At 72.4% G+C, this 24890-nt stretch carries 20 protein-coding genes; all 20 read right to left on the bottom strand.

Annotated elements, in window-relative coordinates; translation table 11 throughout:
• Positions 1 to 20: 20 nt before the first annotated feature.
• The gene (locus DEI95_RS09510) at positions 21 to 2360 is read right to left on the bottom strand and encodes a transglutaminase-like domain-containing protein (RefSeq protein WP_111060084.1); all 2340 of its coding nucleotides are present in this window, start codon (positions 2358 to 2360) and stop codon (positions 21 to 23) included.
• Positions 2357 to 3667, bottom strand: a complete 1311-nt coding sequence (locus tag DEI95_RS09505; protein WP_111060101.1) for a DUF58 domain-containing protein — start codon at positions 3665 to 3667, stop codon at positions 2357 to 2359. The genes DEI95_RS09510 and DEI95_RS09505 overlap by 4 nt, the downstream gene beginning before the upstream one ends.
• 95 nt (positions 3668 to 3762) lie before the next feature.
• Positions 3763 to 4734 (bottom strand): MoxR family ATPase, encoded by a 972-nt coding sequence (locus tag DEI95_RS09500; protein ID WP_110825101.1) that lies wholly within the window; start codon positions 4732 to 4734, stop codon positions 3763 to 3765.
• 179 nt (positions 4735 to 4913) lie between these two features.
• Entirely contained in the window at positions 4914 to 10853 is a 5940-nt protein-coding gene (locus DEI95_RS09495; protein ID WP_111060083.1) for an Ig-like domain-containing protein, read from the bottom strand.
• The gene (locus tag DEI95_RS09490) at positions 10826 to 12238 is read right to left on the bottom strand and encodes a serine/threonine-protein kinase (protein ID WP_111060082.1); all 1413 of its coding nucleotides are present in this window, start codon (positions 12236 to 12238) and stop codon (positions 10826 to 10828) included. Before DEI95_RS09490 ends, DEI95_RS09495 begins: the two co-directional genes overlap by 28 nt.
• A gap of 160 nt (positions 12239 to 12398) precedes the next feature.
• Positions 12399 to 13226, bottom strand: a complete 828-nt coding sequence (locus tag DEI95_RS09485; RefSeq protein ID WP_111060081.1) for a PP2C family serine/threonine-protein phosphatase — start codon at positions 13224 to 13226, stop codon at positions 12399 to 12401.
• Positions 13223 to 13936 carry a hypothetical protein gene (locus DEI95_RS09480; protein WP_111060080.1) on the bottom strand — a complete coding sequence of 238 codons (714 nt, stop codon included), beginning with the start codon at positions 13934 to 13936 and terminating at the stop codon, positions 13223 to 13225. The genes DEI95_RS09485 and DEI95_RS09480 overlap by 4 nt, the downstream gene beginning before the upstream one ends.
• 54 nt (positions 13937 to 13990) lie before the next feature.
• Complete coding sequence (locus tag DEI95_RS09475) at positions 13991 to 14539, bottom strand: hypothetical protein (protein WP_111060079.1); 549 nt, start codon at positions 14537 to 14539, stop codon at positions 13991 to 13993.
• Between the two features lie 114 nt (positions 14540 to 14653).
• On the bottom strand, positions 14654 to 15415 hold the full coding sequence (locus DEI95_RS09470; RefSeq protein WP_111060078.1) for a YaaA family protein: 762 nt from the start codon (positions 15413 to 15415) through the stop codon (positions 14654 to 14656).
• Positions 15416 to 15420: 5 nt separating this feature from the next.
• A complete protein-coding gene (locus tag DEI95_RS09465) occupies positions 15421 to 15684 on the bottom strand; it encodes a F0F1 ATP synthase subunit epsilon (protein ID WP_110825108.1) in 264 nt (87 codons plus the stop codon).
• Position 15685: 1 nt separating this feature from the next.
• Entirely contained in the window at positions 15686 to 17140 is a 1455-nt protein-coding gene (gene atpD, locus DEI95_RS09460) for a F0F1 ATP synthase subunit beta (RefSeq protein WP_110825109.1), read from the bottom strand.
• A gap of 49 nt (positions 17141 to 17189) precedes the next feature.
• The gene (locus tag DEI95_RS09455) at positions 17190 to 18092 is read right to left on the bottom strand and encodes a F0F1 ATP synthase subunit gamma (RefSeq protein WP_110825110.1); all 903 of its coding nucleotides are present in this window, start codon (positions 18090 to 18092) and stop codon (positions 17190 to 17192) included.
• Positions 18093 to 19721 (bottom strand): F0F1 ATP synthase subunit alpha, encoded by a 1629-nt coding sequence (gene atpA / locus DEI95_RS09450; RefSeq protein WP_110825111.1) that lies wholly within the window; start codon positions 19719 to 19721, stop codon positions 18093 to 18095.
• A gap of 107 nt (positions 19722 to 19828) precedes the next feature.
• Positions 19829 to 20623, bottom strand: a complete 795-nt coding sequence (locus DEI95_RS09445; protein WP_110890829.1) for a F0F1 ATP synthase subunit delta — start codon at positions 20621 to 20623, stop codon at positions 19829 to 19831.
• 2 nt (positions 20624 to 20625) lie between these two features.
• The gene (locus tag DEI95_RS09440; protein WP_111060077.1) at positions 20626 to 21189 is read right to left on the bottom strand and encodes a F0F1 ATP synthase subunit B; all 564 of its coding nucleotides are present in this window, start codon (positions 21187 to 21189) and stop codon (positions 20626 to 20628) included.
• Positions 21190 to 21198: 9 nt separating this feature from the next.
• Positions 21199 to 21435 carry an ATP synthase F0 subunit C gene (gene atpE, locus DEI95_RS09435; RefSeq protein ID WP_027465781.1) on the bottom strand — a complete coding sequence of 79 codons (237 nt, stop codon included), beginning with the start codon at positions 21433 to 21435 and terminating at the stop codon, positions 21199 to 21201.
• A 61-nt stretch (positions 21436 to 21496) separates the two neighbouring features.
• Positions 21497 to 22357, bottom strand: a complete 861-nt coding sequence (gene atpB / locus DEI95_RS09430; RefSeq protein WP_258367554.1) for a F0F1 ATP synthase subunit A — start codon at positions 22355 to 22357, stop codon at positions 21497 to 21499.
• Between the two features lie 104 nt (positions 22358 to 22461).
• Complete coding sequence (locus DEI95_RS09425) at positions 22462 to 22941, bottom strand: hypothetical protein (RefSeq protein ID WP_110825115.1); 480 nt, start codon at positions 22939 to 22941, stop codon at positions 22462 to 22464.
• Positions 22938 to 24191: an MraY family glycosyltransferase gene (locus DEI95_RS09420; protein WP_110825116.1), complete on the bottom strand. Its 1254-nt coding sequence runs from the start codon at positions 24189 to 24191 to the stop codon at positions 22938 to 22940. The genes DEI95_RS09425 and DEI95_RS09420 overlap by 4 nt, the downstream gene beginning before the upstream one ends.
• Positions 24188 to 24862, bottom strand: a complete 675-nt coding sequence (locus tag DEI95_RS09415) for an L-threonylcarbamoyladenylate synthase (RefSeq protein WP_110825226.1) — start codon at positions 24860 to 24862, stop codon at positions 24188 to 24190. The genes DEI95_RS09420 and DEI95_RS09415 overlap by 4 nt, the downstream gene beginning before the upstream one ends.
• Between the last annotated feature and the right edge of the window lie 28 nt (positions 24863 to 24890).

The following is a 24890-nucleotide window of genomic DNA, read 5'->3' as shown; positions in this document are numbered from 1 at the left end:
CGCCCTCCGCTCGTCCGGAGTCAGCGGACCCAGCGGCCGGAGCGGAGTGAACGCAACGAGACGGCGGCGCGGAACCGCTCCCGTCGCGTCCGCCCGGACCGCAGCTCGGCCACGGCCGCGTCGGTCGCGTCCCACATCCGGTCCGCCGTCCGGTCGTCGACGTCCGACGGCCCGAAGACCGCCCGGTCCGCCAGGGCCGAGAGGCCGGTTGCGGCGTCACCCGGTGCCGCCACCGCGACCTCGCGCCGGGTGGCGGTGGCGGCGACCGCATGACCGTTGTCGAGCAGGGCGTCCCGGTACTCGTCCCAGGCGCCGACGACCCGGGCCCGTGCGGCCGGGGCACGGCGGCGACGACGACGGCGGAGGCGCTTCAGGACGAGCACGACGACGATCGGCAAGAGCACGAGCGCCGCGACCCCGAGCACGCCCAGCGCCCACGGCAGCACCGCGAGGAGCAGCTGCAGCCAGAACGGGCGCGCGGGCGGGGCGTCCGGGTCGGCCTGCGGCGGCGTCTGCTGCTCCTGCACCTGGGGTTCCGCGGGCGGCGGCGGGACGATGGTCTCGGGACGGGTGACGGGCTGCGGCGTCTGGTCGGACTCCTCGGGGATCTCCCGGACTAAAGGGTTCGGGTCGAGCAGGACCCACCCGTACTCGGCCGTGTCCACCTCGATGCGTGCCGTGACGTCACTCCCCCGGAACGTCGTGCGGCCACCGGCACCGGTGGCGGGCGTCGTCCCGGAGTCACCGCCCGCCGTGAACCCCATGACGACCCGCGCCGGGAAGCCGATCTGCTGCGCCATGAGCGCGGCCGCGACGGCGTACTGCTCCTGGTCCCCCACCACGGGCTGGCCGGTGAGCAGCTCCTCGATGCGGTCGGCCCCGTGCCCGGACCGGCTCGCGCGGTCGTCGCCGACGCCGTGGCTCACGTACCCGGTGCGGGCCAGGGCCGAGAGCGCTGCGACGAGTCGGGCCCCGTCGGACGCGCCGGGCTCGGACACGGCCTGCACGGCGTCCCGGACCGCGTCCGGCACGGCCCGTGGCGTCGGCACCGACGCCGTCCCGGGCCGGGCCGCCGTGAGCTGGCGCTCGGTCGGCTGGGCGGGCAGGACCGCGGAGAGCGTGTAGCGGGTGCCCGCGGAGACGCCGCCGACGAGCGCACCCGTGCTGGTCGCGCGGTCGTAGAAGAACCCGGTGCGGTCCCGGTCCGCGGTGCGTCCCTGGAAGGTCACCGTCTCGAGGTCGCCGACGGTTGGCAGCCAGACGTCCCGGTACCCGTCGACCGTGACGCCCACCCTGACGCGCGTGCCGCGGACACCGGACACGTCGACCGAGGTCGGGACGCGCTCGAACGTCCCGGACGCGGTGGCGCCGTCCGGGCCACCCACGCGGTAGACGACGCCGTCGTAGGTGTCGAGGGTCGCGATCCGGACGAAGCCGCCGCGCGGCAGGCCGGTGACGGTGAGCTGCGGGACGTCGACCTGGTCGTCCTCCTGGTAGGCGCGGAAGCCGCTCAGCGGGCTGACGTGGTCGCGCGGGTCGAACGGCCGCACGACGTCGGTCCGTGCCACGGTCCGGCCCGTCGACGGCGGGACGAGGAGCCCGAGCCCGGTCGCGACGAGGGCCGCCGCCGCGATCGTCGCGGTCCCGACGAGCGCCGGCCGCACGACCGCCCGGAGCACCGGGACGGGCTGGCCGACGGTCTCGGCGACCGTCGTGGCCCGCCGGACGTGCCGGACGCTGAGCGCCCAGACCAGCGCGGCACCCACGAGCGCGACCGCCAGGGCGACCGAGGTGGCCAACCGGGTCGGTCCGACCGCCACCCCCGTGGCGAAGACCACGAGCGGTGCCAGCCCCGCCGCCTCCGGACGGGAGGCCCGGGTCGCGACCGTCACGCCCACCACCGTCGCGAGGAGGGCCGTCACGAAGTACGGCACGAGCAGCGCCTCGTAGGACCCGACCGGCAAGCTGACGGTCACGAGCTGCCGCCACCCGAGCGCGACGCCGGCGAGGAGGTCCACGACACCCGGTCCGGTCGGGAGGACCCCGTCCGCGCGGTCCGGGACGGCCGCGGGCACCCCGGTCACGACGAAGCCGACGACGGTGAGCACCGCCACCGCGGCCGCCGGCAGCCGGAGGACGAGGCCGAGGACCGCCACGAGGGTCCCGACAATCACGGCCGTCGTGCCGGCGACGACCATCGCACCGTCGCGGTGCACGGGCCACCAGGCGACGCTCGCCAGGGCGACGAGGACCCAGACGGCCCCGGTGCCCGCGACGAGGCGCACGACGGGACGACGACGACGCGCCGGCGGTCGACGTGCGGCGCCGCGGGGCCGTTCACGGAGGGGCGTCGTCGTCATGCGGCAGCCGACCGGTGCAGCGCGTGCCGGAGGTCCTCGAGGTACCCGATCGTCAGCACGGTCAGTCCGGCGACCCGGACCGAGCGCGGGACGGCCTCGGGCTCGCACACGACGGCGACGACCTCGACCCCGACCGGGAACCGCGTCGCCGCGAGGCGGAGGGCGGGCAGGCCGACCGCGCTGCCGACGACCAGGAAGGCGACCGAGATGCCTGCCGCGTCCCGCCCGACGAGTCGCGCGACCTCGGCGACCGGCAGGCATGCCTCGGCGAGGCCGACGCTCGCGAAGGCGTCGAGCAGCCGCGTCGGCGTGACGGTCGGCAGTGACTCGAGCGCGTACACCGGGCGCTTCGCGAACTCGGGGGTGCGTTCGGACACCACGACGGTGACCTCGCGGCCGTCCCGGACCGCTCGGGTGCCGAGCGAGGCGGCGGCGCTGACGGCCAGCTCGAACTCGTCCTCGTCGCGGTACTCGGTGTCCGAGACACCGAGGGCGACGACGAGGTGCGACCGACGCGTGTCCTCGAACTGCCGCACCATGAACGCGCCGGTCTTCGCCGTCGACTTCCAGTGGATGGTGCGCGGGTCGTCTCCGGGCATGTACTCGCGGACGGCGTGGAAGGCGATGTCGGCCGGGGACAGGTCGTTCGTCGCCTGCCCCTCGAGGTCCCGCACCAGGCCGGTGCTCGTGGAGGGGATCGCGACCGTGCGCGGGTGGACGATGACCTGTTCCTGCTCGGCCCAGACGAGCTCCCGTCGGACGAGCCCGACCGGGTCGGCACGGACGCCGGTGACCGGACCGACGTCGAGGACACCGCGGCGCGTGGTCGGCACCGGCACCCGGCGGACGTGGACCCCGTGCGGCGCGACGACCGGCACCGCCACGTCGACGAGCCCGTTGCCGACCGGCAGTTCGAGCGTCGTGGGCACGGACGGGAGGCGCGTGGGGTTCTCGGCGGTGACGGTCACCTCGGCGGGGTCGCCGACCGCGACGCGGTGCTGCGGGAGGGTCATGCCCACGACGAGGCGCGACCGCCCGACGAGCGCCACCGCCGCCACGACGGCGAGGACCGCGCCGGCCCACCCGACGACGACGACCTCGCGGAGGCCGAACCGGTACCCGACGACGAACGCGACGACGGTCAGTGCGAGCACGGTCCAGCCGAGCCCGGTGACGACGGCGGCGACCTCGTCCCGGACACGCGTGACGAGCCTCCCGGCCGTGCGCCACACGCGGACGACACCGACGACCGCCTCGGCGGCGACGCCGTCGCGGTCACCGACCAGACGGGTCCGGACGTTCGTCATGCCGGCGACCGTCCCGGTGCGACCGTCGACCGTGGCACGACGCGACCGCGTCGCGGACGGGCGACGCGAGCGCGTGGCGACGGGCCGGCGGTCGGTCACCGCGGCGTCCGGTCCGCGGGCGGCGGCGTCTCGACGAGGATCTGTCCGATGACGCTCGACGCGCTGACGCCGTCGAACTCCGCCTCGGCGTCCAGGACGAGGCGGTGGGCGAGCACCGGCTCGGCCAACGCCTTGACGTCGTCCGGTGTGACGTAGTGGCGCCCCTGCACCGCGGCGTAGACGCGTGCGGCGCGGACGAGGCCCATGGCACCGCGGACGCTGACGCCGAGTCGGACCTCGCCGGCTGCGCGGGTCGCGTCGACCAGACGAGCGACGTAGTCGGCGATGACCGGGTCGACGTGCACGGTGCGGGCGAGCGCGGCGAGCTCGGTGACGCTGGCGGCGGGGACGACGCTCGCGAGCGGGACGGCGGCGGACGGCGCCGAGGACGTCTCGAGGATGCGGACGGTCGCAGCGTGGTCCGGGTAGCCGATCGAGGTCTTCATGAGGAAGCGGTCGAGCTGCGCCTCGGGGAGCCGGTACGTGCCGGCCTGCTCGACCGGGTTCTGCGTGGCGATCACCATGAACGGCGCGCCGAGGCGGTGGCTGACGCCGTCGACCGTGACGGCGGACTCCTCCATCGCCTCGAGGAGTGCGGACTGGGTCTTCGGGCTGGCGCGGTTGATCTCGTCCGCGAGGACGACGTTGGCGAAGACGGGCCCGCGGTGGAACTCGAACTCCTGCGCGCGCTGGTCGTAGACGCTGATGCCGGTGATGTCGCCGGGCAGCAGGTCGGGCGTGAACTGGATGCGGCTCGTCACGCCCTGCACGCTCTGGGCGAGGGCTCGGGCGAGGCTCGTCTTGCCGGTGCCCGGGACGTCCTCGAGCAGCAAGTGCCCCTCGCTGAGCATCGCGGTGACGGCCAGGCGGATCACGAAGGCCTTGCCGAGGAGCACCTGCTCGACGTTCGTCACGATGCGGGCGGCGACGTCGGCGAAGCGGGTGGCCTGCTCCGGGGTCATGGTCATGCGGGTCGTTCCTCGTCGGGTCGGGCGGGGTGCGGGCTGGCGGGGTGCGGACTGGCGGAGTGCGGTTGGCGGGGTGCTGCGGGCCGGGTCGGTGGGGTCTGGGTCGTCGCGGTCTGGATCGTCGCGGCCTGGCGGGGCACGGCTGACGAGCCGTGTCTGCCCGCGGGGCGGCCCGGCGGTCAGCCGGACGCGCCCTGGCCGGGCGGGTCGCCCGTCCCCGGTGGGTCGCCCTGTCCCGGGATCGGTGCGGGGTCGGGCGCGGGTGCGTCCGGGTCGGGGCCGACGTCGACGGGGTCGGAGTCGGTGCCTGTACGGGTCAGGTCCGCGTCGAACGACGTGGTCACGGACGCCCGGACCGACACCGTCGAGGCGTCCGTCGGCGGGGTGGGCCCGACGCTGGACCCGTCCCACGGGTTGCCGTCGCCCGCGGGCAGGACCGTGCCGTCCGCGTCGTACCAGGTGGCGGTGTAGCGGACCGATCCGACGGCGCTGCCGTCCGGGCCACTCACCACGATCGGGTGCCCGTGCGCCGCCGTCGTCACGGACGCGGACAGGTCGAGGGCGCCCGCGGTCGCGGAGGTCCGGTCCGAGCAGAACGCGTCACCAGGGGCACCGCACGCCTGCAGGGCGACCTTCACGGCGGTGTTGCGCGACCCGGCACCGGGGACACCGGTCCAGGAGTCACCGGGCGCCAGGTCGACCGTCCCGCTCCCGGTGTCGAGGCGGTAGTGGTCGACCTTCGTGGTCGGGGCCGTGACGCGCGCGTCGATGCGGTCCGGCTGGCCCGACGTGACGAGGCCGACCGACGGAGCGACCGGAGCCGCGGGCCGTTCGTAGGCGACCGTGTCCGTGACGGCCACGCTGCAGAACAGGCCGTTGTCGGCGACGACCGCGTACCGCGTCACGCCGGCCGGCACGCCCCGGTCGACGGCGCCGGACGCCGTCCCGACGGGCGTCTCCCCGGCGAGGCTCCGGCAGGTCGGCGTCGAGCCCGCCGCGATCCGGTACGCGGCGTACGACGGCCCGCTGCCGCCCTGGCCGTCCGCCGCGCCCCAGGTCACGGTCACGGTGGACCGCCCGTCGGTGTCGGGCGTGCTGCCGGTCGAGGCGCTGAGCCCGGTGACCGTCCCGGGCGTCCCGACCGCGGCGCCCGTCGCGGAACCGGTGTTCCACTGCACGGCGGTGCCGTCGCGGGCCGCGTCGTTCCGTGCCGAGACCGTGACCGCGTACGTCGCACCGCTGAGGGCGCCGTCGAAGGTCGTGGCGGTGGCACCGCGGACGGTCTTCGTGGTGCTGAGCCCCGGCCCGGCGACGGTGACCACGTACTGGTCGACGAGGCTCCCCCGCGACGGACGCGGCACGGCGTCCCAGCGGACGTCGAGCCGGTTCGGCGTGGTGCGGTCCGGGCCGACCGTCGTGCCGGTCGGTGCCGCGGGCACGAAGTCCGCGCTCATCGCGGCCGACTGCGCGGACGGGTCCGACCGACCGACGGCGTTCGCGGCGGTGACGGAGAACCGGTAGGACGCCGTCGGGTCGAGCCCCGTGACCGTGCAGACGGTCGCGGTGCCGCAGTCCTGCGCCACGCCGTTCGTCCCCGTCACCCGGTAGCCGGTGATCGCCGAGTTGTTCGCCCGCGGGGTCGACCAGGAGAGCGTCACGCGGCCGCCCTCGGACGACCCGGTCCGGGTCGGGGTCCCGGGCGCGTCGGGCACGTCCTGCACGGAGATCGTGACGTCGCCCCACACGGACCGTGCCGTGTCCCCGGTGACGTCGGCGACACGGTACTGCAGGTGCGCGTCGACCGGCCTCGCGTCACGCGCGACCGTCACGCGGAGGCGCGAGCGGTCGGCACTCGGGGTCACCGAGACGCCGGACGGCAGCCCGCCGCCGAGCCCGCGGATGTCGGTCACGCGGAGCGGCTCGCCGGGGAACGGGTTCGTCGTCCGGTCGTTCGCCAGGACGTCGACCGTCGTGGTCGTGCCACGGGCGACGACGGTGCTGTCCGGCGCGGGCTGCACGAGCGGTCGGGTCGAGGTCACGACGTCGACGACGATCCGGCCCGCGCGACCGGCGTTGGTCGCGTCCGCGACGCCGACGCCGACGGAGGTGCTCGTCCCGGTCCGTGCGGACTCCGGCACTCGCACGGTGAGGCGCTGCCCGGTCACCGAGGCGGTGGTGCCGCCACCCGGGCGGTCGACCACCGAGTACCGCAGCTCCGGCAGGTCGGCCGGGTACGGGTAGTCGGTGAGCTTCGTGAGGTCGAGTGTGCGGGTGTCGCCCGGCTGGAGCTCGAGCGTGGTCCCGCTCAGCGCCGGCGGCTGGTTCGACCGGGGCGTGACGGTGATCGGCAGGACCAGGGTCGCCACCCGCCCCTTGCCGCCGTCGGCGTCCGAGCCGTCGGTGACCTCGAACGAGATCGACGCGTTGCCGTAGTACAGCTCGGCGGAGGTGAACTGCAGCGTCGAGCTGTCGACGACGAGCGAGCCGCCGTTGGCGTGGGTGGCCTTCACGGCACCGCGGTCGGTCAGCGTCGCGGTGCGGCCGGTGGCGGTCACGACGTAGCGGTCGAGCGGGATCCGCACCGTCGACTCGCTCCGCACCGTGACGGCGGGCGCGGACCGGTCGACCTGGGGCAGGGCGTCGTCGGTGCCGGGCACGTGGACGAAGCCGAGCGAGACGATGTCCGGCTGGTCACGCAGGGCCACCGAGAACGGGATCACCTGCGACCGTGCCGTGATCCGCACCGCGATCCGGTCGTCGTCGGTGACGCGGGCGCCGCTCCGGTGGCCACCGACGAGGCCGACCCGGAGGTCCGCGCGCGTGCCCTCGGCCGCGAACACGTTCCGGAGCACGTCGACCGTGACGGAGTCGCGCCCGAGGACGTCCTGCAGGTCGAGCACGGTGTCGTCGACCTCGGGCCGGAGCGGCGACGCGTCGGGGTCCACCGTGACGGTGAGGAAGGCGGTGCTGGACCCGGCCCGCTCGTTCGTCACGGTGTACAGGACGGCGAAGTCACCCTCGCGCGCGGACGCGGGCGGCGTGACGCGCACCGTCTCGCCGCCGAGGACCCGGGCCCGCACGCCCGACCCCGTCGGCTCGGCGGACGCGACGCGGAGCCGCCCGCCCTCGGGGTCCGAGTCGTTCTGCAGGACCCGGACCGTCACGGTGCCACCGGGCCGGATCGTGACGCGGTCGGCCTGCGCGACCGGGTCGGAGGCCTGGTCGGCACGCGGCGCGATGCCGACGCGGACCGTTCCGGTGGCGCGGGCGCCGAGGGCGTCGACCACCGTGTACGTGAACTCGTCCGTGCCGGCGGAGTAGTCGCCGGCCTCGTACGTCAGCGCATCCGTCGTGACCTCGGTGACAGCGCCCTTCTCCGGGTTCGACCCGACGCCGACGAGCTGCACGGAGTCGCCGTCCGGGTCGGTGTCGGCGAGGGGCACCGCGATCCGGACCGTCTGCCCGGCGACGACGCGGGCCGTCACCGTCTGGGGCACCGGGGCGCTGTTCGTCGTCCGGTCGCGGTCGCGGACCGAGATGGAGACGGTCGCGTCGGCGGTCTGCCCGTCCGGGCCGGCGACACGGTAGGCCGCCGTGTACGTGCCCGGCGTGGTCGGCGCGAGGTACCGGAGCCGGTCGCCCGACACGAACAGCAGGCCGCTGCCGCCCGGGACGTCCTGCACCAGGTCGGGCAGCAGCGTCAGCGAGCCGCCCTCGGGCTGGGTGTCGTTCGCGAGGACGTCGATGTCCGTCACGTCCCCGACGCGGACCGTCGCCGTGTCCGGCTGGGCCACCGGCGGCTGGATGCGGTCCGGCTCCGGGATCTCGACGACGGTCACCGTGCCGGTCGCCGAGGCCAGTCCGTTCGACACCGTGTACCGGAAGGACACCGGGCCGGCCAGCGGGGCGGTCAGCGTCACGCGGACCACGTGCTGGTCGAGGACGCTCGCCTGCACGCCCGATCCGTCCGCGGGGCCGTCGAGCCCGGTCACGAGGAGGACGCCGCCGGACGGGTCGGAGTCGGTCGCCGTGACGTCGGTGTCCTTCGTGCCGAGGGTGTTGACGAACACGGTCTTCGGCGTCGTGACCGGGGCGCTCGAGGCGTCGGGCGGCGCGAGCACCGTGACCCGGACGACGCCGCTCGTGGTCTTGACGCCGTCGGTGACCGTGTACTCGAGTTGGGCGTCGCCGGCGGCCCGCGCGACGACCCGGAAGGTGCCGGCGTCGTAGGACGGGGTAACGGTCAGGCCGGACGCGGACGACACGCTCGTCAGCGTCACCGTGCCGTTCCCGCCGCGGACGTGCTCGAGCGGGTCGACCGTGAAGGGCTTGCCGGCGTACCCGGAGACGGGGAACGAGTCGGCGCGGAGCGGGACGTCCCCGGGCGCGGCGACGTCGACCGTGACCGAGCCCCGACCCTGGTCGCGGCCGTCGCTCACGACGACCCGCTGCGTCCGCTCGCCGGTGCGGCCGCTGTCGTTGCGGTAGTCGAGCAGCCCGTCCGGGGTCGTCGAGGCCGCGTCCCCGTCGGACGGCGTCGCCGACCGGAGGAACACGGGGTCGCCGTCGGGGTCGATCCAGTCCCCGAGGACGTTCGTCGTGACGTGACCGCCGCGCACGACGTCGGCCCGCGTGTCCCGGACCTGCCGCGGCGGCTCGTTGACCGAGTCGGAGCGGACCGTGACGCGCACGGCGGCCGTGTCCGAGCCTCCGTTGCCGTCCGTGATCGTGTACGGGAAGGTCAGGACGCCGGACGCGTCGTCGGGCAGGGTGACCTGCAGCCGCTGCCCGTCCGACACGATCGCGACGGTGCCGCGAGCCGCCGGGACCGTGCCGACCTCGCTCACGACGAGCGGGTCGCCGTTCGGGTCGTGGTCGTTGAGGAGGACCGGGAGGGTCGTGGTGCGTCCGGGACGCGCCCCGAGGTCGTCGTCGACGGCGACCGGCGGCGCCTGGTCCTCCTGCACCTCGGGGTCGTCCTCGGCGATGCGCTCCTGCTGGCGGTCGTCCGCGCGGTCGACCAGGTCCGCCCAGTTGTCGATGAGCTGCCCGCTCCGCCCGACCGCCCACGTCCGGCCGCTGTCCGGGTCGTTCGCGACCACCGCGGCGCCGTTGTGCACGATCCGGAGGGCGGCACCCCCCGGGACGCGGTCGAGGTCCTGCACGGCCCGGCCGGCGCACGTGTCGACGGCCTGACCACCGTTCCAGGCACCGTACGTGCACGAGCCGCTGACGAGGGGTCGTGCGGCCCGCCCGGAGACGGCGAGCGGGACGGCGTCGACGGAACCCGACGGCCCGACCCGGACGAGGCCGGTCGCACCGGCGACGGTGACGCTCGCACCACCGTCCGACGACCGCTGGAGCGCGGGTGCCGCGCCGACACGGCTCGCGAGGTCGACCCGGCGCCCGTCCACCGCGAGCACACCGTCGGTCTGGTCGAGCACGGCGACGTGGTCGCCGAACGCGGCGACCTGCAGTTCGTGCGTGCGGTCCATCCGGACCGTCCACCGGTGCGCGACGGTCGGCGTGGCACCGAGGTCGACGAGGGACGCGGTCGACGTGCGGGGCGAGTAGACGGCGACGCGGTCGTCGGCGGCGTCGAACACCGCGTCGGCGCCGAGCGTCAGGTCGGCCTTCGTCGAGGCGTCGAAGTCCTCGAGCGCGGACGCGGGCGTGGTCCAGAGCTCGCCGGTGTCGCCGTTCCCGACGACCGCGGTGCGCCCCGCGAAGAAGACGTCCGGGCTGCCCGCGGGCAGCGTGACGGCGTCACCCAGGGTGGCGTCCGCGACGTCGACCCGTGCGACCGTCCCCTTCGTCCGGTCGACGCTGTACACGGTCGACCCGTGCTGCAGGACGTCGACGGCGTCGGAGGACGTCGACACCGCGGTGTTGAGCTCGAGCACCCCGGGGTTCGCGCGACCGACCGCGCCGTACTCCGCGGACGGCACCCAGACCGTGCCGTCACCGAGGTCGACACGCTGCGTGTGGTACCCGGTCGACACGAGAGCCGTCCCGGTGACGACCGCGCCGACGACGACGGCGACCACGGACGTCAGCGCCGCCGACCGGTGCGCGCGGAACAGCCGCCGGATCACGAGGTGCCGCCGATCGTCGCGCACCGCTGGTCGCTCACGGCCCCGGTACGCCCGTCCCGGTTCACCGCGACGGTGACGCACTCCTCGACACCCGAGCGTCCGGTGACCACGAAGGACGTGCCGGACTGCTGGCTCGTCGACCCGCCCGAGGTGACGACGTACGTGTCCCCGGGGCGCAGGCCCGGGTCGTCCCAGCGGAACGTGACCGACGACCCGGTCGTGCTCGTGCTGATCCCGGCCACGGTGGGGATGGACGCGTCGGCGTCGCGGGTGACGACCACGACGGCCGTCACCGCCAGTGCGGCGACGACGACGGCGGACGCCACGGAGGCCCACACGACGGTCGTGCGCGGGCCGCGTCGGGCGCGGGCGGACGAGCCGGGGCGGTGCACCGTCCCGACGCTCCGCGAACCGGTGCCGTCGACGCCACCGAGGACGGCTCGGCGCCGACGCCGTCGGCGACCGGCACGGACGGGAGGCTGGAGAGCGCGGACCACGGTCCGGTCACCCTCTGCCGTCGGTGTCGTCACGGCCCAGCTCTCCACGGCGACGTCGGCATGCGTCTGCGGGAGGCCGAGCTCGGCCTCGACCTGCTGGAACCCACGCACGAGGTCGAGGACGGTCGCGGGGCGGTCCGCGGGACGACGGGCCATGCCGGCGGCGAGGACGCGCTCGAGGGTCGGGGGGACGTCCGGCCGTCCGGTGGGGCGTGGGCCGCCCTTGTCGATGCGGGACATCAGGTCGGCGGCGCCGTTCGCACCGCCGGGGACCTCGAACGGGCTCCGCCCTGCGAGCAGGGTCGAGATCGTGGCCGCCAGCGAGTAGACCTCGGACTGGATCGACCCGCGGGACTCGTCGGACAGCACCTCGGGTGCCGACCACGGGATGGACATGCCGATCGGCTCGTCGGGGTCGGCCTCACCGAGGGACGCGGCGATGCCGAAGTCGCTGAGGACCGGGTTGCCGTAGGCCGTCATGAGGATGTTCGACGGCTTGACGTCCCGGTGCAGCACGCCCTCGCGGTGCGCGGTCTCGAGCGCGGCACCGATGCGCACACCGATCGAGAGGACCTGCGACACCGGGACCGGCTCGCGCCGGTAGCGGTCGCTCAGCGACGACGAGCACAGCTCCATGACGAGGTAGGGCCGTCCGTCCGCCGCGACGCTCGCCTGGAAGACGGTGAGGATCGAGGGGTGGGTGCTCAACCGGGCCATGAGGTTGGCCTCGAGCTGGAACATCTGGCGGACGCGGTCGTCGACGACCTCGTCGAGGAGGACCTTCACCGCGACCTGTCGACGCGGCATGTCCTGCTCGTAGAGGAAGACGTCGGCGAAGCCGCCCGACCCGAGCACGTGCACGGCGGTGAAGCCGGGCAGGACGGGAGGGCTCGACGGCAGCCGGCGGGCCATGGTCGCTCCTTCCCGGCCGGACGGCCTGCTCTCGACACGGTCAGGACAGTCTACGAAGCAGCGGTGACGGCTCGGGGCCGGTCTCCGGAGGCGGACACGCGCCGGACCCCCAGTTCGGGGGCCTGCGTGACCGGACAGGGCGCACCCGGGCCCTCGCGGCTCAGTGGCGCGGGAGGGTGTCGTCCACGTCGTCCCGACCCGCCGGTGCAGCGTCGACCTGCAGCACGACGACCGTGACGTTGTCACGCCCGCCCGCGATGACCGCGTCGCCCACCAGGCGCTCGGCGAGCTCCTGCGGGTCCGCGACCTTCGCGGCGATGCGCGAGATGCCGACGTCGCCGATCTCCTTGGTCAGGCCGTCCGAGCACACCAGGTACCGGTCGCCGGTCCGCAGCGGGATCGTCCACCAGTCCGGCTCCGGCGGCTCGCCGAACCCGACGGCCCGCGTGATGACGTTGCTGTCGGGGTGCGACTCGGCGTCCTCGGCGCGGAGCACGCCGGCGTCGACCATCTCCTGCACGACCGAGTGGTCGACCGTCAGACGACGCAACGGGCCTCCGGCCTCGCTCCGGTAGGTGCGGGAGTCCCCCACGTTGAAGACGAGCGCCGCGGGCTGCCCCTGGCCGGCGACGAGTGCGACACCGGTCACCGTCGTCCCCGCCCCGAGGGCGTTCCCGCCCGCTGCGCGCTCGATGTCCGCCGTCGCGAGCAGCAGCGCGTGCTGGATCGTCTGGCGCGATGCGAACGACTCGTCGGTCGACGCACCGAGCCGCCGGACGACGGCGTCACTGGCGCGGTCCCCCGCGAGGTGCCCGCCCATGCCGTCCGCGACGACGAAGAACGGCGCTGCGACGATGTAGCTGTCCTCGTTGTGGTCCCGGCGGCGACCGACGTCGGTCGCCGCACCCCAGGAGAGCGTGAGGGTCTCACCCCCGGCACCGGGGACGTCGATCGCGTGGGCGGAGGCTGCTCGGCCGAGTTCGGTCACGGTTCAGGATCGCTCTCTGGTGTTCGGGACGGACCGGGGTCCGGGGAGGGACCGGGGGACGACGTGTCGGACGGCCACCGGTCGGACGGGCGTGCGACGACGGGCGGCACCGCCCGCGTGAACGGCGACAGCACCTCGATCCCGTTGCCGTCACCGATGTCGACAACCGTACCGGTCAGCACGACCATCGACGCGCCGGACGGCATCCGGTGCGGCGGAGCACCCGCGGGCCGGATGACCGTGCCGTTGGTCGACCCGAGGTCGTCGACGACCGTGGAGGTCCCGGCGGCGGAGAAGCGCACGTGTGACGACGAGACGAGGCCGGTCGGCGACGCCACCGTGACGAGCTCCGGCGCCGCGCCCGGGACCACGCGCGGCGATGTCGGGCGTCGCCCGACGACCACCGGCCGGTCGAGGCGGTGCACGCGGTCGCCGATGCGGACGGCGGGCACCGGGACGGACGGCGTCCACCGAGCTGCCGGGCCCGACGTCTGGGCGGACGCGGACGCCGATGCTCGGTCCGACCCGGCCGCCGATGCTCCGTTGGACCCGGCCGGCGCACCGCCGGGGAGTCCGCTGCCGACGCTCCCCCAGGTGCCCGCAGCCGGGCGGTCAGCGCTGCCGACGGTGTCACCGAGGTCGTCCGGCTCCGCAGCCCGCCGGCGCGCAGGACGGAGCACGGTGTCGTCGAGGTCGTCCTCGTCGTGCACGTGCGGCTCCTCCCGTCGGCACTCCCACCGTAGACGATGCGGTGCACCGGGGCTTCACCTCCGCCACGCCGCGCGGGCGTCGGCGCGACAGGTCCGCAGCACGAGCCCGGCGAGCGGGTCGTCCGCCCGGACCGCGAGGGCGTGGCGTGCCCGGGTCGTCGCCCGGAGCTCGGAGCCGAGGGCCCACGAACACCAGGCTCCGAGTGCGAGGGCACCGGCGACACCGATCTCGGACAGCCCGGAGTCCGATGACCGCGTCCACCGACGCCACGCCTCGACGCACCGGTCCCCCGCGGTCCGCACCCGGTCCCGATCCGGTTCCGGACCCGAACCGTGCAGCGCCGACGGCGTCGGCTCGCTGAACGGGTCGAGCGGCCGGACGTCCGCGGCGTCCACCGGACCCGGATCGGCGAGGAACCGGACGAGGGCGAGCCGGGTCGCGAGCGCCCCGCAGGCGGTCGTGACCGCGACTGCTCCCGACGCACTGAGGTCCTCCGGAGCGACGAGGGCACGGGCGGCTGCCGGCAGGGTCACGGCAGCGGCGATCTCGCGGGTGTGTCGTGTGTACGGGTCGGTCGTGGTGCTGATCGTGGTGGTCTCCATGCCGACAGCCTGCCGACCGGCGACCGCCGCATCGTCACTCCCGGCCCGACCCGTGGACGTGCCTGCCGCGTCCGCACCCTGTGGACGAACGGTCGGGACGGCAGGGGACGGCGGTCAGGCCGTCGCCGGCTCGAGGCTCTCCGCGACGAGGTCCCATGCGTCCCCGCGGCGTTCGAGGTCGACCCCGTTCCCCGCTGCCCAGTCGACGAGGTCCGCCGTCGACGAGACCGCTGCACCGGTCCGACCGAGCAACGCGACGAGCCGTCCCTTCGCGGTCTTGTTCCAGTGGTTCAGCGCCTTCCGCCGCCCGTCCGCGGTGACGGACACCACCCGCAGGACCACGGCGCCCTCGACCGGCCCGAGCGCCCGGTACCCCTCCGAGCGGAGGTCGAGCACGAGCCCCCCGGTGCGGCCCGTCAGGGCAGCACCCGCCGGGGCCGGCCAGTGCGTCGCGAGCCGGAGGCCCGGCAGTCGGGAGTCGTGCGACAACCGGTACGCGGGCACCGGGTCCGCTGCCCCGACCGGCCCGAACATCGCCGACTGCACGACGACGTGTTCCGCCCACCACGCACGCGTGGTGGCGTCGGCCGCCGGCACGTCGAGCGGGTCGTAGAGCACGCCCGTGTAGCGCTCGATCGCCGGCATCGTCGGACTCTCGTGCAGCACGAGGTTCCGGAGCCGTTCCGCGACCGACCTCGGTCCGAGCTTGAGCGCCGCCCGCGCGGTGGACTCCTCGGAACTGACGGAGCGGGCCGCGGTGATCACCGCGGCCCGCTCTGTGGCCAGTTCCGGGAAGGAGAGCGCCCTCAGGTCGAGGGTGCGCTCCGAGTCCCCGCCCTCCCGCTTCGTCTCGGACGGCGGGAGGAGGACGGTCAGTCCGGTCAGGACGCGAGCGCGGCCTGCCGCGCCACGATCGTGACCGTGTCGTGCTCGACGGAGAGGAAGCCGTCCTCCGCGTCGACCGCGACGGTCGAGCCGTCGGCCCGCGTGATGCGGACCTGACCCTGCGCGAGGGTGGCGAGCATCGGCTCGTGTCCCGCGAGGATGCCGATCTGGCCCTCCGTCGTCCGTGCGACGACCATGGTGGTGTCGCCCGACCAGACCTCGCGGTCAGCCGAGACGACACTCACGGTGAGACCCGCCATCTCAGCGGTTCTCCTTCTGGATCTGTGCCCACTTCTCTTCGACGTCGTTGATGCCACCGACGTTGAAGAACGCCTGCGTCGCAACGTGGTCGAACTGGCCGTCGGCGATGGCGCGGAAGGACTCGATGGTGTCCTTCAGCGGGACGGTCGAACCCTCGACGCCCGTGAACTTCTTCGCCATGTACGTGTTCTGCGAGAGGAACTGCTGGATCCGGCGAGCACGCTCGACGGTGATCTTGTCCTCTTCGGAGAGCTCGTCCACACCGAGGATCGCGATGATCTCCTGCAGTTCCTTGTTCTTCTGCAGGATCGCCTTGACGCGGGTCGCGGTCTCGTAGTGGTCAGCACCCAGGTACCGGGGGTCCATGATCCGCGAGGTCGACGTCAGCGGGTCGATCGCCGGGTACAGACCCTGCGACGCGATCTCACGCGACAGCTCGGTCGTGGCGTCGAGGTGCGCGAACGTCGTGGCCGGCGCCGGGTCGGTGTAGTCGTCGGCCGGCACGTAGATCGCCTGCAGCGAGGTGATCGAGTGACCACGCGTCGAGGTGATGCGCTCCTGGAGCACACCCATCTCGTCGGCGAGGTTCGGCTGGTAGCCCACCGCGGACGGCATGCGACCGAGCAGCGTGGAGACCTCGGAACCGGCCTGCGTGAAGCGGAAGATGTTGTCGATGAAGAGCAGGACGTCCTGCTTCTGCACGTCGCGGAAGTACTCCGCCATCGTCAGCGCCGACAGGGCCACGCGGAGGCGCGTTCCCGGCGGCTCGTCCATCTGGCCGAACACGAGGGCCGTCTTGTCGAAGACCCCCGCCTCTTCCATCTCACCGATGAGGTCGTTGCCCTCACGGGTGCGCTCACCGACACCGGCGAACACCGACACACCGCCGTGGTCCTGCGCGACGCGCTGGATCATCTCCTGGATGAGGACGGTCTTGCCGACGCCCGCACCACCGAAGAGGCCGATCTTGCCACCCTGCACGTACGGCGTGAGGAGGTCGATCGACTTGATGCCGGTCTCGAACATCGAGGTCTTCGACTCGAGCTGGTCGAAGGCCGGGGCCTTGCGGTGGATCGGCCAGCGCTCGGTGATCTCGAGCTTCTCGTCCGTGTTCAGCACGTTGCCGAGCACGTCGAAGACCTTGCCCTTGGTCACGTCGCCCACGGGCACCGAGATCGGGGCGCCGGAGTCGCGGACTTCCTGGCCGCGGACGAGACCGTCGGTCGGCTTCAGCGAGATCGCACGGACGAGGTCGTCACCGAGGTGCTGCGCGACCTCGAGACCGATCTCCTGCGACGAGTCACCGATCGTGATCGTCGTGAACAGGAGGTTGTACATCTCGGGGATGGCGTCGTGCGGGAACTCGATGTCGACGACGGGGCCCGTGACACGGGCGATCCGGCCGACACCGGGCGCCGACGACGTCTCGACCGCGGTGGTGGCGGTGTCGGTCATGGCTGGTGCCTTCCTGAGGGTGGGTTCTGTCCGCGAGCTGCGCGGACCACTACTTCTTCTTCGACGAGAGTGCGTCGGCGCCGCCGACGATCTCGGAGATCTGCTGCGTGATCTCGGCCTGACGCGCGTTGTTGGCGAGTCGGGTGAAGTCGCGGATCAGCGAGTCGGCGTTGTCGCTCGCCGACTTCATCGCCTTCTGGCGGGCGGCGTGCTCGGAAGCGGCCGACTGCAGCATGGCGTTGAAGATGCGGCTCTCGATGTAGACCGGGAGCAGGGCGTCGAGGACTGCGTCCGCGTCCGGCTCGAACTCGTACAGCGGGAGGGGCTCGTCGTTCGACGGGGCTTCCACCCCGTCGACGACCTCGAGCGGGAGCAACCGGACGACCTGCGGCTCCTGCGTGGCGAGGCTGAGGAAGCGGTTGAACACGATGTGGATCTCGTCCACGCCGCCCTCAGCCGTGTCCTGGAGGAACTTCGACACGACCGCGTCGCCGATCTCCTTCGCCGTCGAGAACTCCGGCTGGTCGGTGTTGCCGACCCACTGGCGCTCGGACGGACGCTCACGGAACGCGAAGTACCCGACGGACTTGCGTCCGACCAGGTAGAAGACGACGTCCTTGCCCTCGCTGCGGAGCAGGGAGGCGAGCTCCTCGCCCTGCTTGAGGACGTTCGTGCTGAACGCGCCGTTCAGGCCCCGGTCCGACGTGAACAGCACCACGGCTGCACGCGTCGACGTCGCCGGCTCGGTGGTCAGCACGTGGTCGACGTTCGAGAACGTCGCCACGGCCGACACCGCCCGCGTCACGGCCCGCGAGTACGGGCCGGACGCGGCCATGCGGGCCTGGGCCTTCTGGATCCGCGACGCCGAGATCAACTCCATCGCGCGGGTGACCTTCTTGGTGGTCTTCGCCGACTTGATGCGCTGTCGGTAGACCCGGACCTGTGCCGCCATCTAGCGACGACCCTTGACGATCTGCTCCTGGTCGACGTCGTCGGCCGAAGCGGACTCGACGTTCTCGGAGCCCAGGGTCTTGCCGTCGCTGGTCTGGAAGCCCTTCGTGAAGGCGTCGATCTGCTTCGACATCTCGGCGACGGTCTCGTCGCTGAGCTGGTTCGTCTCACGCAGCGTGGTGAGCACGTCCGAGTTGCGACGCAGGTGCTCGAGCAGCTCGCCCTCGAAGCGCAGCACGTCGGAGACGGGGACCTCGTCGAGCTTGCCGTTGGTGCCGGCCCAGATCGAGACGACCTGCTCCTCGACGGGGTACGGCGAGTACTGCGGCTGCTTGAGCAGCTCGGTCAGACGCGCACCACGGTCGAGCTGACGGCGCGACGCCTGGTCGAGGTCGGACGCGAACATCGCGAAGGCCTCGAGCGAGCGGTACTGCGCCAGCTCGAGCTTCAGCGTGCCGGAGACCTTCTTGATCGACTTCACCTGCGCGTCACCACCGACGCGGGACACCGAGATGCCCACGTCAACGGCCGGACGCTGGTTCGCGTTGAACAGGTCCGACTGCAGGAAGATCTGGCCGTCGGTGATCGAGATCACGTTGGTCGGGATGTACGCCGAGACGTCGTTCGCCTTGGTCTCGATGATCGGGAGGCCCGTCATCGAACCGGCGCCGAGCTCGTCGGACAGCTTCGCGCAACGCTCCAGCAGGCGGGAGTGCAGGTAGAAGACGTCGCCCGGGTAGGCCTCGCGTCCCGGCGGACGACGGAGGAGGAGGGACACGGCTCGGTACGCCTCGGCCTGCTTGGACAGGTCGTCGAAGATGATCAGGACGTGCTTGCCCTGGTACATCCAGTGCTGACCGATGGCCGAACCGGTGTACGGGGCGAGGTACTTGAAGCCGGCCGGGTCGGATGCCGGGGCGGCGACGATGGTGGTGTACTCCATCGCGCCGGCGTCCTCGAGCGCACCCTTGACGGACGCGATCGTCGAGCCCTTCTGGCCGATCGCGACGTAGATGCAGCGGACCTGCTTGTCGACGTCGCCGGACTCCCAGTTGGCCTTCTGGTTGATGATCGTGTCGATCGCGATGGCCGTCTTGCCGGTCTGGCGGTCACCGATGATCAGCTGACGCTGACCGCGGCCGACGGGGATCATCGCGTCGATCGCCTTGATGCCGGTCTGGAGCGGCTCGTGCACCGACTTGCGGGACATGACGCCCGGGGCCTGGAGCTCGAGGGCGCGACGGCCTTCCGCAGCGATCTCGCCGAGACCGTCGATCGGGGCGCCGAGCGGGTCGACCACGCGGCCGAGGAAGGCGTCGCCGACGGGCGCGGAGAGGACCTCGCCGGTGCGGGTGACCTCCTGGCCCTCCTCGACGCCGCCGAACTCGCCGAGCACGATGGCGCCGATCTCGTCCTCGTCCAGGTTCTGCGCCAGGCCGAGCGTGCCGTCCGCGAAGCGGATGAGCTCGTTGGCCATGACGCCGGGGAGGCCTTCGACGTGGGCGATTCCGTCACCGGCGTCGGTGACGTGCCCGACCTCGGCCGTGGAGGCCTTCGTCGGCTCGTAGTTCGAGACGAAGTCCTTCAGGGCATCACGGATCTCATCGGGGCTGATGGTGATGTCTGCCATGGGATTTTCCTTGTGGTTTTCCGGGGCCCTTCGGCTCCGAGAGGGTGATGCTGCCGCGGACGACAGTTCCCGTTGTGGACTTGGGTGGGGCGTCTTCGACCGTACGCTCAGCGCGCGAGCTGGAGACGGAGGTCGGCGAGCCGGGACGTGACGGTGCCGTCGATGACGTCGCCGCCGACCTGCACCCGGACCCCGCCGAGGACGGTGGGGTCGACGACCTGGTTGACGCTGATGTCCCGGCCGTACCGCTCGCCGATGCCGCGGGCGACGCGAGCCGCCTGCTCGTCGGACAGCGGGGCTGCCGTGATGACCGTGGCGACGAGCTTGTCCGCCTGGTCGGCGACGATCCGCGAGGCGTCACGGACGATCTCACCGATGCGGCGGCCGCGGGGCTGCTGCACGAGGTTCGACACGATCGTGATCGTCTGCACGGACACCTTGCCGCCCAGGAGACGCTCGGCCAGCGAGCCCTTCTGGTCGGGGCTGCCGAGCTTGGTCCCGAGCGCGAGCTCGAGGCCGGCGTCCGAACGGACCGCGGTCTCGAAGGCGAACAGTTCGGCCTCGATGGAGGTCGACTGGTCCGCCGTCGCTGCCACGGCCCGGACGGCCGCGTCCTCGATGCCGGCGAGCAGGTCCCCCTGGGAGGACCAGCGCGATCCGGCCACCGCGCTCAGGACGGCGCGCGAGGCGTCGCTCTGACCGGCGAAGACGCGGTCGATGAGGACCTTCTTGCCGGCGGTGTCGGCGGTCGGGTCCGCGAGCAGGTTGAGCAGCTGCGGCGCTCGGGCGATCGCACGCCCTGCGGCGAAGATCTCTGTCCCGACCGTGAGGTCGACGGCGCCGCCGAGGTCTGCGAGGGCCGCCCGGGTGGACGACATCGCTTCGCGGGTGGCGCTACGCATGCTCAGTGCTCCGTTCCGGCAGCCGTCTGGGCGCCCTTCGACGACTCGAGGTCGGCGAGGAAGCGGTCGACGACGGCGGTCGCCTTGGCGTCGTCCCGGAGGGACTCGCCGATGACACCCGACGCGAGGTCGAGTGCGAGCGTGCCGACCTCGGTGCGGAGCGACTGGAGCGCGCTCTGGCGCTCGGCCTCGATCTGCGCCTGGGCGTTCGCGGTGATGCGTGCGGCATCGGCCGTGGCCTGCTCGCGGACCTCGTTGCCGATCGCGGTCGCGTCGGCACGGGCCTGCTCACGGATGCGCGATGCCTCGGCACGCGCGTCCGCCAGCTGCTTGTTGTACTCGTCGAGCGCAGCAGCGGCCTGTTGCTGGGCGGCTTCGGCCTTCTTGATGCCGCCCTCGATGGCCTCGGTGCGCTCATCGAGCATCTTCGTGATGCGCGGCGTGACGACACGCCACATCACGATGAAGATGATGACGAAGGCCACCGCGGACCACACGATGTCGTACACCGGTGGGATCAGCGGATTGTGGGTCTCCTCCGCCGCGATGATGAGTGCGTTCTGCATCGAGGGACCTTAGTTGGTGAAGATGAAGTACGTGGCGATGCCGATGAAGGCCAGGGCCTCCGTGAAGGCGATACCGATGTACATGAGGGTCGTCAGGCGGCCCTGGAGCTCGGGCTGGCGAGCGACGGACTCGATCGTCTTGCCGACGACGATGCCGACGCCGATGGCCGGACCGATCGCAGCGAGGCCGTAGCCAACCGTCGCGATGTTGCCGTTGATCTCCGCGAGAACGGTCGTTGCGTCCACGTGTTTTCCTTTCGAGGTGCGGGTCCGACGGTCGCCGGCCCCGTAGGGGGTCAGAAGGGTGTCAGTGCTCGTCAGCCAGCGCGAGCTGGATGTAGACGGCCGTCAGCAGCATGAAGACGTACGCCTGCAGGAGCGCGACGAGGATCTCGAAGAAGCTGAACGCGATGCCGAACGCGAGCGTCCCGACGCCGAACAGCTTGAAGAGGCTCTCCGCGTCGAAGAAGAAGAACCAGGTCGCCGAGAAGAACAGGACGAGGAGCAGGTGGCCGACGACCATGTTCATCAGGAGTCGCAGCGTCAGCGTGATCGGACGCAGGACGAAGGTCGAGACGAGCTCGATCGGCGTCACGATCAGGTAGAGCGGCCACGGGACACCGGGCGGGAAGAGCGAGTTCCGGAGGAACGTGCCCGGGTGCTTGCGCAGGCCCGCGTAGATGAAGGCGACGTACGCGACGATCGCCAGGATCATCGGCATCGCGATGCGGCTGGTGCCGGCGATGTTCATGAACGGGACGAGACCCGTGAGGTTCATGAACAGGACGCCGAAGAAGATCGTCGCGAGGAGCGGCAGGAAGCGCTTGCCGTCCTTCTCACCCAGGTTGTCGAAGGTGTTGCGACGGACGACGTCGAAGGCGTACTCGATGAAGGCCTGTCCACGGTTGGGGACCAGCTTGAGCGCGCGGGTTCCGGCGAACGCGAAGACGAGGAGCACGGCCACCGCGAAGAAGCGGATGAGGACGATGCGGTCCATCTCGAACGCAGTACCGGCGAAGAAGATCGGGTCCGGGAAGAACTCGTTGATCGACGGACCATGGAACTCGGCGGCCTTGCTGCTCCCCGCCGCGACGGGGTTACCCGCAGCGATGAGGGACAGGGGAAGAGCGTGGGATAGCAGCGCTGTCTCCTGTGTCGGGGCGCGCACGCATGGCACGCGGAGGTGGACTGAAGTGGAGGCTTGCCCGTCCGAGCTCGTGCTCCGGCAGCGGGCTCCAGAAGCGTATCAGGTGTGCGCGGCTTCTCGGGCTCTCAGGCAGCCGGGTCGCGATCCCCAGCGTCCGTCCGGTCTCCGGGGAGGGACACCCCGATCGGGACCCGGGACCGCGCGATGACCGTGACGTCGATCACGAGCGACCCGATGACGCCGACGATGATCGCGACGGCCAACACCGGGGTGTCCACCCAGTCCCGGTCCTTGAGCGCGACGAGGACGACGATGAAGAGCACGAACTTGACCAGGAACGTCCCCATGATCGTGCCGAAGAACGCACCGGAGACCATCTGTCCGCCCGAGAACCGGATCGCGAGGAGGACGCTCACCGCGGTCAGACCGCAGAAGACGACGCTCATCACGGCGCCGATGAGCCCGCCGGTCAGGCCGGGGCCACCGGCGACGAACCACCCGACGACACCGCCGACGAGCGCGAGGGCGGCGGCGAGGCCGGCACCCTGCACGAGGATGCGGCGGAACACCGGCCGGACGTGGTCGAGCGCGTTCGGTGCGGTCACGATGGGTCTCCAGGGGTCGAGCGGGGCCGGGGCCGCGGTCGCGGGTCCCGGACGGCGGCGGCACGGTCGAGCGGGTCGTAGCTGGCGTCGAACGGCGCACCGGCGGACGCGGTGGTCTGCGCCGCGATCTCGACCCGCTTCCGGCCGAGTGGGGCGAACGTCACGATGGCACACACCGTGAACCCGACCGCGACGAACGCCGCGACCCACCACCAGTTCACGAAGAGGAAGAGCAGGCAGCCGAAGGCGACCACTGCCGTCCACGCGTAGAAGATGAGCACCGCGTGGAAGTGCGAGTGCCCCATGTCGAGCAGGCGGTGGTGCAGGTGCTTCCGGTCCGCGGAGAACGGCGACTTCCCGGCGCTCACCCGTCGGATCACGGCCAGGCCGAAGTCGAGGATCGGCACGACGAGGATGGCGAACGGCAGCAGGATCGGGATGAACGCCGGCAGCAGGTCGGTCCGGGTCCGGACGGCTGCGGGGTCGATGTTGCCCGTGATCGACACCGCGCTCGTCGCCATCAGGAACCCGACCAGCAGCGCGCCGGCGTCCCCCATGAAGAGCTTCGCGGGGTGCCAGTTGAGCACGAGGAACCCGGCGCAGGCGCCGACGAGCACCGCGGTGAGCAGCGACGGCAGGTTGAAGAAGAACTCCGTCTCCACGACCACGCGGTTGATGAAGAACGTGTAGAGGAAGAACACCCCGCCCGCGATGATCGCGACCCCGGCCACGAGTCCGTCGAGCCCGTCGATGAAGTTCACCGCGTTCATGACGAGCACGACCGCGAGCACCGTGAAGATGAGGCTCATGTAGGACGAGCCGACGCCGAGCGTGTTGCCGATCGGCAGCGAGACGATCGCGACGCCCTGCCAGGCGAGGATCCCCGCGGCGATGATCTGTCCGGCGAGCTTCGTCATCCAGTCGAGGTCCCAGATGTCGTCCGCGACGCCGAGCACGACGATGATGGTCGCGCCCGCCAGGACGGCGATCACCCGCCCCGGCTCGCCGAAGACGAGCCGGAAGTAGTCCTGTCCCGCGATCGCCGGGAAGAGGAACCACGCGCAGAGCAGGGAGACGATCACGCCGAGGAACATCGCGATGCCCCCGAGACGCGGGGTGGGCGTCCGGTGCACGTCCCGCTCACGGACCTTCGGGTACCACTTGTACTTGATCCCGAGCTTCCACACGAGCCAACTGACGAGGAAGCTCACGACCGCCGAGATGACCCCCGCGAGCAGGTAGAACTTCACCGGACGAGGTCGTCCCCGACGACCCGTCTGATCTCGTCGTCCGGGATCACACCGTGGCGGACGATGCGGAGGCCCTCCCCCGCGGACAGACCGGTCGCGTCCACGATGGTGGAACCGGTCGACGCTGCAGCACCGTCGTGCGGCGCCAGCGCTCCGCCGTCGAGGTAGACCGCGACGCTGTCACCGAGCATGCGCTCGGCGTCGTCGACGTCCATCGCGGCCGGGTCGCCGGTGGAGTTCGCCGAGGAGACCGCGAGCGGACCGACCTCGCGCAGGAGTTCGAGAGCGATGCGCGAGTCCGGCATCCGGAGCGCGACGGTCCCCCGCGTCTCACCGAGGTCCCAGTCGAGCGACGGCTGCGCACGGAGGATCACGGTGAGACCACCGGGCCAGAACGCATCGACGAGCTGGCGCACCGGCTCGGGGACCTCGCTGGCGAGGGCGTCGAGCGTCGCGACGCCCGGGATGAGCACCGGCGGCGGCGACTGCCGCGTCCGGCCCTTCGCGTCGAGCAGGCGCTGCACGGCCGAGGCGCTGAACGCGTCCGCCGCGACGCCGTAGACGGTGTCGGTGGGCACGACGACGAGTTCGCCCCGACCGAGGGCGGTCCGTGCGAGCCGCATGCCGGTCAGGAGCCCGTCGGGGTCGGAACAGTCGTATCGGGAAGCCATGACCTGCACGATGATAGTGCGCGAGGAT

This window comes from Curtobacterium sp. MCBD17_008 (assembly GCF_003234475.1).
Classification (GTDB): Bacteria; Actinomycetota; Actinomycetes; order Actinomycetales; family Microbacteriaceae; genus Curtobacterium.
The sequence above is the reverse complement of the archived record's forward strand: the minus strand, read 5'-3'. Positions and strand labels throughout refer to the sequence as shown.

Excerpts from the sequence above, each read along its gene's own strand:
- DEI95_RS09510 (WP_111060084.1), bottom strand. The coding sequence starts at position 2,360 with ATGACGACGACGCCCCTCCGTGAACGGCCCCGCGGCGCCGCACGTCGA.
- DEI95_RS09505 (WP_111060101.1), bottom strand. The coding sequence starts at position 3,667 with ATGACGAACGTCCGGACCCGTCTGGTCGGTGACCGCGACGGCGTCGCC.
- DEI95_RS09500 (WP_110825101.1), bottom strand. The coding sequence starts at position 4,734 with ATGACCATGACCCCGGAGCAGGCCACCCGCTTCGCCGACGTCGCCGCC.
- DEI95_RS09490 (WP_111060082.1), bottom strand. The coding sequence starts at position 12,238 with ATGGCCCGCCGGCTGCCGTCGAGCCCTCCCGTCCTGCCCGGCTTCACC.
- DEI95_RS09475 (WP_111060079.1), bottom strand. The coding sequence starts at position 14,539 with ATGGAGACCACCACGATCAGCACCACGACCGACCCGTACACACGACAC.
- DEI95_RS09465 (WP_110825108.1), bottom strand. The coding sequence starts at position 15,684 with ATGGCGGGTCTCACCGTGAGTGTCGTCTCGGCTGACCGCGAGGTCTGG.
- atpD (WP_110825109.1), bottom strand. The coding sequence starts at position 17,140 with ATGACCGACACCGCCACCACCGCGGTCGAGACGTCGTCGGCGCCCGGT.
- DEI95_RS09455 (WP_110825110.1), bottom strand. The coding sequence starts at position 18,092 with ATGGCGGCACAGGTCCGGGTCTACCGACAGCGCATCAAGTCGGCGAAG.
- atpA (WP_110825111.1), bottom strand. The coding sequence starts at position 19,721 with ATGGCAGACATCACCATCAGCCCCGATGAGATCCGTGATGCCCTGAAG.
- DEI95_RS09445 (WP_110890829.1), bottom strand. The coding sequence starts at position 20,623 with ATGCGTAGCGCCACCCGCGAAGCGATGTCGTCCACCCGGGCGGCCCTC.
- DEI95_RS09440 (WP_111060077.1), bottom strand. The coding sequence starts at position 21,189 with ATGCAGAACGCACTCATCATCGCGGCGGAGGAGACCCACAATCCGCTG.
- DEI95_RS09415 (WP_110825226.1), bottom strand. The coding sequence starts at position 24,862 with ATGGCTTCCCGATACGACTGTTCCGACCCCGACGGGCTCCTGACCGGC.